This is a genomic window from Streptococcus sanguinis SK355 (assembly GCF_000212855.1).
In the GTDB taxonomy this organism is placed as follows: Bacteria; Bacillota; Bacilli; order Lactobacillales; family Streptococcaceae; genus Streptococcus; species Streptococcus sanguinis_A.
In genome coordinates, this window is the sequence record NZ_GL890993.1 from 1,730,163 (window position 1) to 1,743,919 (window position 13,757).

A 13,757-nucleotide genomic window follows, 5' to 3' on the forward strand; every position below is an offset into this window, starting at 1 on the left:
TTTAAAATATTGTTTACAGTTATCTTTGGTTTTCAGTAGAAAAGCGAGGGAACTATATGACTGAACACTATACCCATCTTTTGCAAGAAGTACTAAATGCTGCAAAGGAATTAGCTATTCAAAAACACAATTATCAAGTGGACATTCCGCATGTATGGACAGTGCTGACCCAGCCTCAGGCTTTTGCCTTGGAATTCTATACCAGTCTGGATCTTGATATTAATGAATTTATCAGTGTCATCAATCAGGAACTAGCCAAGATTCCTGTGTTTTCACATACGGACACGAGCCGCTACGGACGTCAGTATAGTCAACGTCTCAAGAATCTTTTGGATGATGCAGATGCTGAGAGGGCGGAACTGAGGGATGAGGTGGTAACAGTAGAGCACCTGATTCTTAGTCTATTTCAGCAGCAGCGAAATCCGATAATTGTCTTTTTGAAGCAGGCAGGGATTGATAAGGAGCTGGTTGCGAAAAAGTTGAATAAGGTTCGTCAAGGCAAACGAGCTGTCTCTTCCAGTCAGGAGAGTCGCTATCAAGCCCTGAGCAAATATGCAACTAACTTTAATCAATGGTTGGCAGACCAGACCGGTAGGAAGGTGATAGGCTGCCAAGAGGAAATCAATGATATTATCCGTGTCCTTTCCAGAAAAGACAAGAGCAATGCCATTCTCATAGGCTTTCCAGGTGTTGGGAAATCCAAAGTAATGGAGGGGTTTGTTGGCAGACTGCTTGATGATGATGTTCCAGAACATTTACTGGGCAAGGAAGTTTTTAAGTTAAATCTAGGCGGACTGATTGCCGGGACTAAATATAGAGGAGAGTTTGAAGAGCGCTTCAAGGCTGTTTTGGATGAAGTGCTGGCTGCTAAGGGGAAGATTATTCTTTATATTGAGGATATCCACCAAATCGTGACAGCAGGTCGGACAGAGGGCTCTCTTGATGCAGGCAATCTTTTAAAGCCGCTCTTGGCTCAGGGACAGATTAATATCATCGGAACCACAACTTTTGCTGCTTATCGGGAAAGCTTCGAGCTAGATCAAGCTTTGGAGGGGCGTTTCCAGCGGATTCGCATTGAGGAGCCTAGTCAAGATAAGGCATTGACAATTCTGCAAGGACTGCGGGAGAATTATCAGGACTTTCACGGAGTTAGGCTGACGGACGAAGCCTTGCAGGCAGCAATCAGTCTTTCAATTCGTTATCTGTCAGATCGTTATTTGCCCGATAAGGCACTGGACTTGATTGATGAGGCGTGTGCTGTTAAGAAAATCCAGCTGGCTCAAGCAGGAACTGAGCAGGTAGACGTCAGTCGTGAGGATATAGCCAGTATCGTAGAGCGTATAACAGGAATCAAAGTGCAGGGAATCATGGACAATGAGCGCGAACACCTGCTAAATCTAGACAAGCTCCTGCGCCAGAGAATTGTAGGACAAGACCAAGCTGTTCAAAAAGTTTCGGAGGCCATTTTACGCTCGAGAGCTGGAATTCAAAATCCAAAGCGTCCCATTGGTTCATTCCTCTTTCTGGGGCCGACTGGAGTCGGGAAGACTGCTCTGGCAAAAGCCCTTGCTGAGCGGCTGTTTGGCAATGAGCTGGAAATGGTCCGACTGGACATGTCTGAATACATGGAAAAACATGCCGTGGCTCGTTTAGTTGGTCCGCCACCAGGCTACGTAGGATTTGAAGAGGGAGGACAGCTGACAGAAGCTGTTCGTAGGAGGCTTTATTCGATTGTCTTGCTGGATGAAATTGAGAAAGCCCATCCGGATGTATTCAACACTCTGCTGCAAGTCTTGGACGAAGGACGGTTGACAGACTCTAAAGGGCGTACTATTGATTTTAAAAATACTATTTTGATTATGACAAGCAATATTGGCTCCCAGCAGATTTTGGAAATTCTCAAAAATGAACAGGGACTGACTGCTGAAACGCAGGAAGAAGTTCTGTCCCTTCTGCAACATAGCTTTAGACCAGAGTTTTTAAATCGGATTGACGAGACGGTTATTTTCAACCCTTTGAGGGCAGAAGATATGATTAATATCGTAAAAATTATGGTTCAGCAACTTCAGGAAAGGTTGAAACATCAGAAGATTCAGCTTCATCTGAGCGAAGAAGTTTATGCTTTTTTAGCCCAGAAAGGTTACCAACCAGAGTTTGGTGCTCGTCCTATTCAAAGAAGCATTATGCGCTATCTCGAAACGCCTTTGGCTCGTTATTTGGTAGAAAATAAGGAAACAACTGAAATGACAGTTCAAGTCAGTTTGAAGGATAGGCAACTGGATTTTAATTATTTGGTATAAGTATCTTCCAAAAAGGAAGCGCTTACTATTCGTAAGCAAAGAAAATACAGAAAGGAGGTTCATAGTTTCTGAGCAGACTGTATCCTGAGATTTTGAAATGAGTCTTAGGTATACGAAAAATAATGAGATACTTTTTGTATCTATAGCCGACAGCAATCATTTTGATTGTTGGAGCACCCTTTGCATTTTATGAAAGGAGGCCTGTTTTGTCTGTTTATGATGTTTTGATTATCGGTGCTGGACCGGGCGGTTATGTGGCTGCTGAAGAAGCAGCTCGTTTTGGAAAAAAGGTGGCCGTGGTAGAAAAGAAGTCTATCGGCGGAACCTGTCTGAATGTAGGATGTATACCGTCTAAGGCTTATCTCCAGCACGGTCATTGGTTGCTGACAATGGAGGAAGCTAGGCGTTATGGCATTGAGAGCAAGCTTGAAAGGATTGATTTTGAGAAATTGGTAGACCGAAAGAATCAGGTTGTTGCCAGTTTGCAATCTGGAATTCATGCTAGCTTTAAGTCTTTAGGTATTGAATATATCCAAGGGCAGGCCAAGTTTGTCAAAGACCGAACTTTTTCCGTCAATGGTAAAGAAATCAGTGGCAAAGATGTGATTTTGGCTACTGGCAGTTATCCTTTTGTGCCTCCTATCAAGGGATTGGAACAGGTTGACTATCTAACGACGGATACGTTTTTTGACTTGAGGGAGCTTCCTGAGAAGTTAGTCATTATCGGAGGTGGCGTTATCGCAATTGAGCTAGCTTTCGCTATGGCTCCTCTGGGTGTCGCTGTCACTGTTATTGAGGTTGCGCCGGAAATTCTTTTGACCGAAGAAGCTGAAGCGCGACATGTGATTCAAAAGAAACTAAAGAAAATGGGGGTGATGATTTATCAGGGAGCGCAGATAAAGGAAGTAACTGCTAATTCTGTCTTACTTGAGAACGAGCAGGTTGCTTTCGACCATCTTTTGGTCGCTACTGGCCGCAAACCAAACCTAGAGCTAGCCAAGGATATGGGATTAGCCTTGACAGATCGGAATTTTGTCAAGGTAGATCAATACTATGAGACATCAAAAGAGCATGTGTATGCTATCGGTGATCTTTTGGAATCTTATATGTTGGCTCACGTAGCTAGTGCAGAAGGAATAAAGGCTGTAAGAGCTATCTGCCGGAGAGCTGAAGAAGCAGTTGATCCGCTGGGTGTTCCCCGTTCACTCTACACCAATCCTGAAGTGGCTTCTTTTGGTCTCAGCAAGGAAGAGGCTGAGCAGGCCGGCTATGATGTTCTGGTCGATCAGCTGCCTTTCTCTTATAACGGGCGGGCTATCGCTATAGGTGAGACGGAGGGGTATGTCAAGCTAATTTCAGAAAAGCAATACCATCTTCTACTAGGTGCTGTCATCGTTGGTCCGCACGGTACGGATCTTCTACAGAATTTGATTTTGCTGAGGCAGGCTGAAGCAACGTTGGATCAAGTTCTTGAAACAGTTTTCGCTCATCCGACTACATCAGAACTTATACAAGAAGTCGCCAAAAGACTCGTTCAGGACGATTAATGAGGAGGTAAAAATATGTCACATTATAAAGATTTACCACAACGATTGACCAAAACAAGAAGCCAAGGGGCTGTATCGGAGCTAGTCGATTTAAAAGTCCATGATGCTACCGAAGTTGAGGTGGAGCAGATTTCCAAAGAAAAAGCCAAGACCATGTATAAAACCATGTGGGATATCCGTAATTTTGAGGAAAATACTCGGCGTTTCTTTGCAGCAGGACAGATTCCTGGCTTTGTTCACCTTTATGCCGGAGAGGAAGCGATTGCTACGGGTGTCTGTGCTAACCTGACAGACCAGGACTATATTACCAGTACCCACCGGGGACACGGTCACTGTGTTGCTAAGGGCGGTGATTTAAAGGGCATGATGGCAGAAATTTTTGGCAAGGAGACTGGACTTGGAAAAGGAAAAGGCGGATCTATGCACATTGCCGATTTGGACAAGGGAATCCTCGGCGCCAATGGTATGGTTGGTGGAGGCTTTGGTCTAGCTACCGGTGCAGCTATGCGCAACAAGTACTTGAAAACCGACAGTGTAGCTGTCTGCTTCTTCGGTGACGGTGCGGCCAATGAAGGAAATTTCCACGAATGTCTCAATATGGCATCAATTTGGAAACTGCCAGTTATCTTTGTCAATGAAAACAACCTCTTTGCAGAATCGACACCGCAATGGTATTCATCAGCGTCCGGCACAATCGCTGAAAGAGCTGCTGCTTATAATATGCCTGGCATTCGGGTTAATGGTAAGGATTTATTCGCCGTCTACCAAGTAGCCAAGGAAGCTGTAGAGCGGGCTCGCAGAGGGGAAGGTCCTACCTTGATTGAGGCTGTAACCTATCGCGACCATGGTCACTTTGAGGGTGATGAGCAGAGGTATAAAGCTCTGGAAGGTGAAGAAAAAGACTGGGCTGATGTGGATGCTCTGGACGTCTTCCGTGACTACGCTATCGAGCATGGCCTCTTGACTGAAGATGAACTTGATGCCATCTTAGAAGAGTCTCGAAAGGATGTGGAAGAAGCTATCAAATTTGCTCAAGACAGTCCTATTCCTCGTCCCGACTCTCTGCTGGAAGATGTATTTGCTGATTGATAGAAGGAGGTTGATCAAATGGCTAGACAACTGTTATTTATGAAAGCAATCAATGAAGCGCTGGATCAGGCAATGGCAAAAGATGACACCGTAATCCTTCTGGGAGAAGATATTGCTGGCGGTGCAACAATCAAGCACTTGGAAGAAGAAAACGAAGATGCTTGGGGTGGCGTAATGGGTGTAACCAAGGGGCTGATGCCAAAATACGGCCGAGAGCGGGTGATTGATACTCCGATTTCTGAGCACGGATATGTATCAGCTTCTGTTGGAATGGCTCTGACTGGCTTGCGCCCAGTACCGGAGCTGATGTTCAATGACTTTATCGGTTTCTGCTTTGACGCCATTCTGGGGCAAGGCTCAAAAATGCGCTATATGTTTGGTGGCAAGGCCAAGGTTCCGATGACAATGCGGACCATGCATGGGGCAGGAGCTTCGGCAGCAGCTCAGCACTCAGGTTCTTACTATGGACTCTTCGGATCCATTCCTGGTATCAAGGTAGTCGTTCCAGCAACTCCGTATGATGCTAAAGGGTTACTGCTGGCTTCCATTGAAGACGACAATATCGTGATTTATTCAGAAGATAAGACTCTCTATGGTATCAAGGGAGAGGTACCAGAAGAATATTATACAGTTCCAATTGGGAAGGCTGCTGTCCGCCGTGAGGGAACTGATCTTACTATCGTCACTATCGGTAAGATGCTCTATGTAGCTTATGAAGTAGCGGATCGCTTGGAAAAAGATGGTGTTTCAGTTGAAGTGATTGACTTGAGAACAGTAGCTCCTTGGGATGAGGAGACTGTCTTTGAATCAGTCAAGAAAACTGGACGGCTGATTATCGTTGATGAATCCAACCCTCACAATAACACAGCGACGGATATCGCAGCAGCAGTGACAGACAAATGCTTTGACTATCTGGACGGTCCAGTGAAATGCGTCTGTGCGCCAAATGTGCCGGTACCATTTGCGGTGAATTTGGAACAGCTCTATATCCCTAATGCTGATAAGGTTTTGACTGTTGCTGCAGAATTGATTGACGATCTGAAGAGATAGAAGGGAGGCAAGTATGGCTACAGAAATTGTAATGCCTAAGCTAGGCTTAACAATGACCGAAGGTCTGATAAATAACTGGCTGGTCAAGGAAGGCGACACCGTAGCTGCTGGTCAGCCTGTCTTGGAAATCAGTTCTGAAAAATTGACCAGCGATGTAGAGGCGCCAAGCGCAGGAGTGATTTTAAAAATTATCAGTCAGGCGGGCGATACTGTCCCGTGCAAGAAAGTAATTGCATGGATTGGTGAAGTGGGAGAATCTATTCCAGGTATGGAGACGGAAGAAGTCTCTGCGAATAAATCAGAAAGTGATAAGGGAGCAGTTGATTCAGAGCCAGAGCTAGCTGAAAAAACTGTGGCAGCAAGTTCCAACACTGTTGGAAAAAGTGAACAGGGACGTATCTTTATCACTCCGCTGGCCCGCAAGATTGCTAAGGAAAAAGGATATGATATTTCCATGATTTCAGGAACGGGAGGCAAGGGCCGCATTACCCGACGGGATGTGGAAAACTATAAACCAGAAGCGCTTCCAAACCAAACACCTGAAAATAGCTCTGCGATCCTTCAGCCGGCTAGTCAGGCTGACTATGGCGCAGGATTGACAGGCATGCGTAAGTCTATTGCGGAGCGGATGATGACCAGTCTCCAGACATCGGCTCAGGTGACCTTGCACCGTAAGGTGGATATCAGCAAGCTGATGGCCTTTAGACAGGATATGAAGGATAAGGTGGCTTCTCCACTAGAAAACGGAGAAATCAGCATCACGACTCTTTTAACAAAAGCTGTTGCCAAGGCATTGAAAGATCACCCTCAGCTCAACGCTTGGTATTTCAATGGTCAGTATCAGGAAGTAGAAGATATTCATATCGGTATTGCGACGGCGCTGAGTGATGGTCTGGTGGTGCCAGTCATTCGTCACGTGGATAAGCTAACGCTGGCTGACTTAGGCTTAGCTATCAAAACAGAGGCCAACCAAGCTCGTAAAGGCACTTTAGATCCAGCTCTTTACTCAGGTTCAACCTTCAGTATTACCAATCTCGGGGGGGCAGGGATTGAGTATTTCACTCCTATCCTAAATACCCCAGAAGTGGCGATTTTAGGAGTTGGTGCCCTGCAAACGGCGTTGGCTCTTGACAGCCAAGGACAGGTCTGTGAGCAGAAATTCCTACCGCTCAGCCTGACTTTTGACCATCAAGTCGTAGATGGTCAGCCTGCAGCGGAATTCTTAGCTAGTCTAGCGGACAAGTTGGAGTCTCCTTACGACTTGGTTTTCTGATAGAAGAATGAATGAATGAATGGTGAATTTCATTCCTAAATGATAAAGAAAAAAGCCAGCTGTTTATATCACTCATTAACAGTTGGCTTTTATGTATTCTATCATTCTCTTGCTTCAATTTATAATGTTTAGATAAGGAAATGACAGGATGATAGGGAGTAAGTTCTAAGGCTCTAAGTAGGTGAATCAAGCTGCAGTATAAGATAAATTGAATGACGATAATGGGAGAAAAATATCAGTGAGGTAGAATATGAAGGTTGCCAAAACACTAGTCTTAGAATATCTAGAGCAAGAATTACTAAAGAATAATAAGCAAGGCCTTGAAACGAAAGTAATTGCTGCTGCTTTAGGAATGCAACGCTCAAATGTGAGCACTATTTTGAATCAATTGGTAAAAGAAGGGATACTCGTTAAAGGAAATACACGGCCAGTTCAATACCAGTTAAAAGAGGTATTTGTAGAAAATCCTTTGGATTTTCCAAGCATTATAGGTGAAAATGGCAGTTTGCGAACAGCCATCCAGTTAGCGCAGGCAGCTATTTTATACCCAAATTATGCCCTTCCAGTACTCATTTTATCCGAGGTCGGTGCTGGTAGAACTCACTTCGTTAATAAAATGATGGAGTTTGCCATTCAAAATCAAGCGATTAGTAAACCTCAGTTGTTTGAAAAAATTAACTGCTTAGACTATATTGATGTTCTGGATGATTTGCTGAAGTTGTTATTTGGCTCAGAGGGGACGAAGTCTGTATTTGAGAAAGTGGCAGAAGGAATTTTATTTATAGATAACATACAGGTTCTATCTTCGGCGGATCAAAATAGATTGATTTCCTGGCTGAATCACAGAGAAGGAGAACAAAAGAGACGTCAGAAGAAAGGTTTGGTAATTATCGGAAGTAGCGCTAAGCTATCTGAACATTTATCCAATAAACTTCCTGTTGTAATCCAGCTGCCTTCTTATCCGAATCGACCGATTAGTGAAAAGCTAGAGTTACTAAATTACTTTTTAGCTATCGAATCAAAGAATTCTGCCCATGATATTCAAGTGCCGCGTGATGTCATTCATTCCTTCATCCTATCAGCGAATATTAGTAATATAAAAGAATTAGAATATGCAGTTCGAACTGCTTGTGCCAATGCTTTTGTAAGAAGTCTGAGGTCGGAGCTAAAAGATTTAACACTTAGTAATGACGATTTGCCCATTCCTTATCAAGGAATTCGGCATTTAGGTAGTCATAATGTAGTTAAAATCGATGAATTGATTGGCAAACGTAAGGTACTGATTTATGATAAGGAGTTGGGATTGCTGGATTTTCCAGAGCAAGAGTCTGATGATTTATATAACAAAATTAAATCAGAATATTCTCAGTTATCAGAAAGAGGCATTGAGCAGGATGATGTTTTTGAGGCAGTGAGAAACTATATTCAAAGCTATATTGAATACAAACCTTTTGTTAAGAAAGAAGATGAGTTGGAAAATCTTAATCAGCTTGAGACGATTGTTTCTGCTGAAGTAATCCAGTTGGTACAAGCCTTTGTTCTATCTGTTCAAAAAGAACTCAATATAGAGCTTAATTCGACGGCATATTACGGCATCAGCCTTCATGTCAATTCAATGATTAAGCAGAAAGGCTCGTTAAATCGGCAGTTGGATAATGATGCTATTGTGAAAGTGATTCGGGATTATCCAATAGAGTATGCACAATGTTCTAAATTTGCTAGGCAACTAGAAACAAGATTTCAACTAGCTGTTCCAATAGATGAAATCGTCATCCTAACCATGTTTATTATTGAATCCGAAAAGAAACAAGATAGTCTACGACCTATCTTGCTCTACGTTCTGCATGGTAAAGGGGTTGCCAAGTCCTTGGCTGAGTCAACCAAGATGCTGACTAAAAATAGCCAAGTGTATGGCTTTGATATTCTATTAGAAGAATCTCTAGAGGAAAGCTATCGTAAATTAAAAGAGCAAATTGAGGAACTAGACCAAGGTTTAGGGATCATAGTCCTCTATGATATGGGATCAATTAAGGAAATGCTGGATAAAATTCGAGAAGAAACTCTGATTAAAATCAGAGAATTTGAAATTCCCATTACTATGATTGGTATGGGGATTGCGCGGCGCTGTTTGATAGAAAATGATATTGACAGTGTCTTTCACGCTTTTCATATGGAAATGAATCAGCTTTATAAAAATCGGGACCAAGAAAAAATCATCATCACGCTCTGTTATACCAGCGAAGGTGGTTCTCTTCAGCTCAAGCATTATCTTGATCAGTATTCAAAGCTGGGTTACCGTGTCATTGCTTTGTCAGTTGCCAATAAGGAGGTGTTGGTTGAGGAAGTGATGGCCTTAAGAAAGACCTATCAAATTCATGCTTTTGTTGGAACTTTTGACCCCAAAATTATGGGTATCCCTTTCATTTCCATTAAAGATGTTTTTGAGCAGCCCAAGGAGCATTTAGATAAATTATTGATGTTTGTACCGACCTCTGTCAATAGCTACGATTATGAGAAAGTTTACCAATTTTTAGAAGAGCAATTTGTCTATACTTCCTTAGCTAAGATTAAAAAGATTCTTCCTGCTATTTTAGATGAATTTGATTTTTATTATCAGCTGACAGAGGAGCAAACAATAGGTTTGTTTGTTCATATTGCGTCTCTAGTGGAGCGAACCCTTTCAGGAGAATGCTTGAAGAAGAGCAGTAAAGAAATTGCTGGTGTTATCGAAAAATTCCCTGATGACTATAAGCACGTTAGGAAAATCATCCGAACGGTGGAGCGAAGCTTTAAGATTCTTGTAGATGACGCAGAGGTCAGTGTTTTAATTCAGATGCTGCGTAAATTATAAAATTGTAAGTTGGAGTCGCAAACCAATAAAAAAACACCTAACTTTCATTACCTTTTTAGTCGGGATTTACATTTCCGATTTCTGTGGTAATGTTGTGATTTAGATGCTTTTTTACATGTGCTCTTGCACAAGATTGTGCAGCCATTTCCCTGAGAAGACACGAGGGATGCCCCAGATTGGCTTGAGAATGTCTTCGCCATTTATCACAAGAAAGATTAGCCAAATGGGAGCCTGCAGACTAACCAGAGCATAGCCAAGTGGAATGCTGAAGAGCCAGACGGGTAAAATATCTAGCAGGCAGGCATAGTTGGTATCGCCTCCGCTACGTAAAATCCCGACGATTAAAACAACACTAAAAGCTTTTGGGATAAACAACAGGGCATTTAACTGAATCATCAAGATGGTTAGCTGCTCTGTCTGATTACTTAAGTTGTAGAGTTTCAGGGCTAAGGGCATGGCCCAGATGAGTAGGACGCTGACGATGAGTCCGATGAGAGGTAATAGAAGTAAGAAGCGCTTGGCATCCTGTAAGGCTTTTTCTGCTTGATTCTCTCCGATGGCATTGCCTAGCATAACAGCTACGGCATTTCCTGCGCCACGTACAAAGACAAAACCAATTTGGGCAATGGCGCTAGCAATCTGGGTGGAGGCCACCACTTCAGTACCTAATAATCCGATAATAGCCAAGCCAATTGATGTTCCAAGAGACCAGGCTCCTTCATTGAAGACGACTGGCAAGGTTTTTTTCAAAAATTGATAAATAAAGTCTTTGTGGAAAGCAAAGAGTTCAGCTATGCTAGCTGCTCCAGCCATCCTTGTTCGATAGACACCAAATACTAACCAGCAAAGCTCCAGCAATCGAGCAATAAAGGTAGCAATAGCAGCACCAACCAGTCCAAGTTTAGGAAATCCAATCAGTCCAAAAATAAGGACGGCATTGCCAATGATATTGGTCGCCATGGATAGGAGACTTGCAAGAGTTGGTAAGAAAACTTCGTTACTACAGCGACACATGGTGGCCAAGGAGGTTGTGATAGCTGTCATCAGGTAGGTCCAGGAGACGATAGATAGGTACTGGGCGCCCAACTGAATAGCTTCGTTATCATGGATATAAAAGCCAATCAGTTGCTTGGGAAAAAGTAAAGCGACTAAGGTAAAGGAAACGGAGATGAGTCCGCTCAGCATATAGACTAATCCCAAGGTTTTTCTCATATCCGCAATTCGCTGGGCTCCCCAGTATTGGGCCATGAAGACAGAAGCGCCGCTACCAATACCAAACTGTACAATAGTCAAGAGAAAGAAAATCTGATTGGCAGCGCCAGCCGCTGCGATTTGTTTTTCCCCTAGCTGGCCAATCATGACAACATCAGCTAGATTGACAGCGCTGGCCAGTAGAAATTGAAGAGAAAACGGTAGACTGAGACGTAAGAATTGTTTCAGAAATGTTTTCTTTTTACTCACTCTCCCACCTCCCTTCGTTTCAAATAGGATAAGCAATCAGTATGCCCAGTAACCTGATATCTAGAAATTTGTAGTTCCTTTTGAAGTGGATGATTCTGATCCCTCATAAACTTCGCTCTTTCTACCTGATAGCTTGAAATAAGCCTCAAGTTTAGTGATAATAGGCAATTTGATCAACAAAAATTTGACAATCTTTGTCAGCTTCTGTTTGAACTTCTACATTCTTCAATTCCTTTTCAGGATAAGGGTTTTGAATAGGAAATGCGAAGAAAGTTTGCTGCTCTTTTTGATAAGGCTTGGTGCTAAGAGAGACTTCAAATAATTGCTCGTCTACTTTATAGATAGGTTCACCAGGTAAAGGGTTGGTATTGGTAGACCGATCCCAGTCAACACTTGTTTTGCCAATGTTTTCTCCAAAGATAATGGGAACAGTGAACTCGGTTTGATCAGTATAGGTTAGTAGGATATTTCCGATTTGATAGGTTTCCATTTCAGGGAAGACACCGTCCACAAACCATTGGTATTCCACAAAATAGTCAGTAGCATAGCCGATTTCAATCCAACTGGGATGCGCCAGTGCTTCAAGGCTGCGCGTGTGGTTTTGCAGGTCGGGATAGTGGTAATGAAAGAGATAAGATAAGGTTTTATCACGGATAGTCGCATAGTCTTCATCACGATAGTCATGATTCCAAAACATCTCGTAAGCATAGGCCAAGCCGAAGAAAATGACATTTCTCTGCAGGATTACCTCATTTAAGGTGCTCCAGTTGGAGATGATAGCCCCCTTGCTCCCCTTCTTCAAATGTTCAGCCCAATGCGGAAAGAGATAGCCTTCAAAATTACCATAACGGATGCTAAAGCCTTCTTCTAAAACTTCATCTTCCAATTTTTCATCCAAACTCCAGAGCCAATGGAGAATTTCGACATCTTTGGGAATCTGGTGAATAGCCTGCCAGGTTGCCGGCATGATGCCAACTTTTTTGCCTGTATCTTTTTTGAACTGGGGAGTGTACATGACGATTTCTGCTCCACCAAAAGGCCCTGCATCAGGAACGATAGCGTTTTTAAGTAACTTGTCTCCCCAAATCATGGTTCGGACATTTTTCTGTTTGAGATAGTCATAAATTTTGATAACGTCCTCTGCAAAGATGTCTGATCCAGCCTTTCCTTTGCATCGCTCACACATAGCAATTGAATAGTATTCATCATGCCCGATATTGATGACTTCAGGTTCAAAGACCTCAATGATTTCATCCAGAACATCAAAGAGGAGTTCATAAGAGGCAGGATTTGATGGGCAGTAAGTATCCGGATAAGGATCTTCAGGGATTTCTGCGATTTCAGGGTGGCCAAGCATCAGGTAGTCACAGTGGCCAAGAGAGGGAACCTCAGGAATCACTTCAAAAAATCGTTCCTTACAGTAGAGGACCAGTTCTTTCACATCATTTTGACTTAGAAATTCCCCATCACCATTTTCCATGTGAATGGCATTCTTGTACCAAGGGAAGGTATAGTCTTGGATTTCTTTGGTCTTGCCAGAGTATTCAGCCATATCAGCACAATATTTAATCCACTCCTGATTAATTTCAGGGTGTTTTTTATATTCCATAGCACCGCCGATTTCAATCATGAGGGTATTGTACTTGAAGAAAGCAAGCATATCCACAAATTGCTTGAAGAAATCCATATTCTTACGAGACGGTAAAAAGACCTTGAGTCCACGCTCAGAACAGACGGGTTCGTCGTAGGCCAAGCCATAAGGTAAGTAGCCATCCTGCAACATTTGGATAATCGAAATTGCCCCATAAAATAAGCCACGTTGGGACAAAGCATAAACGAAAATACCATCTTCAGTAGCCTTTACGATGTGCGCTTCAGGATTGGATGGATAGGCAAGTGAAAAGGACTGCATGACCTCTTGACCAACTTCTCGGGAAATCCCTTCTACGAAATGAATGGCAGGGAAAGCCAGCTGTCCATCATTTCTTGCTATTGGATGAGCCCGTAAAGTGTCACTCAAAATAGGAATCGGGCTGAATATTTGAGTTTCTTTAGTGAAATGGCGACCGCTGTTTTCTTGTTTCCAATATTGAGGTGTGATGCCTTGTTTCATAATCTACTCCTTGAACTATCTGAATATCTGCGAGTCATAAAAAATCTGGATGCAAAAAAGAAGGTATGGATCA

General features: G+C 42.9%; 8 protein-coding genes. 6 read left to right on the forward strand and 2 right to left on the reverse strand.

Going from position 1 to position 13,757, the window contains the following annotated elements:
• The first annotated feature begins 56 nt into the window (after positions 1-56).
• From HMPREF9389_RS03105 to HMPREF9389_RS03080, 6 genes are all read left to right on the forward strand, one after another.
• The gene (locus tag HMPREF9389_RS03105; RefSeq protein WP_002930408.1) at positions 57-2,300 is read left to right on the forward strand and encodes an ATP-dependent Clp protease ATP-binding subunit; all 2,244 of its coding nucleotides are present in this window, start codon (positions 57-59) and stop codon (positions 2,298-2,300) included.
• 206 nt (positions 2,301-2,506) lie between these two features.
• Positions 2,507-3,847, forward strand: coding sequence for a dihydrolipoyl dehydrogenase (gene lpdA / locus HMPREF9389_RS03100; RefSeq protein WP_032906536.1), 1,341 nt, complete (start codon positions 2,507-2,509; stop codon positions 3,845-3,847).
• Positions 3,848-3,862: 15 nt separating this feature from the next.
• Positions 3,863-4,936, forward strand: a complete 1,074-nt coding sequence (locus HMPREF9389_RS03095; protein ID WP_002930419.1) for a thiamine pyrophosphate-dependent dehydrogenase E1 component subunit alpha — start codon at positions 3,863-3,865, stop codon at positions 4,934-4,936.
• Positions 4,937-4,954: 18 nt separating this feature from the next.
• Entirely contained in the window at positions 4,955-5,986 is a 1,032-nt protein-coding gene (locus HMPREF9389_RS03090) for an alpha-ketoacid dehydrogenase subunit beta (protein ID WP_002930420.1), read from the forward strand.
• 13 nt (positions 5,987-5,999) lie between these two features.
• Positions 6,000-7,259: a dihydrolipoamide acetyltransferase family protein gene (locus tag HMPREF9389_RS03085; protein ID WP_002930421.1), complete on the forward strand. Its 1,260-nt coding sequence runs from the start codon at positions 6,000-6,002 to the stop codon at positions 7,257-7,259.
• A 250-nt stretch (positions 7,260-7,509) separates the two neighbouring features.
• On the forward strand, positions 7,510-10,110 hold the full coding sequence (locus HMPREF9389_RS03080; RefSeq protein WP_002930422.1) for a PRD domain-containing protein: 2,601 nt from the start codon (positions 7,510-7,512) through the stop codon (positions 10,108-10,110).
• Positions 10,111-10,221: 111 nt separating this feature from the next.
• Here HMPREF9389_RS03080 and HMPREF9389_RS03075 read toward each other — a convergent pair whose 3' ends face one another.
• Both HMPREF9389_RS03075 and HMPREF9389_RS03070 read right to left on the reverse strand, forming a co-directional pair.
• A complete protein-coding gene (locus tag HMPREF9389_RS03075; RefSeq protein ID WP_002930423.1) occupies positions 10,222-11,607 on the reverse strand; it encodes an MATE family efflux transporter in 1,386 nt (461 codons plus the stop codon).
• Positions 11,608-11,722: 115 nt separating this feature from the next.
• Positions 11,723-13,684, reverse strand: a complete 1,962-nt coding sequence (locus tag HMPREF9389_RS03070; protein WP_002930424.1) for a family 20 glycosylhydrolase — start codon at positions 13,682-13,684, stop codon at positions 11,723-11,725.
• Between the last annotated feature and the right edge of the window lie 73 nt (positions 13,685-13,757).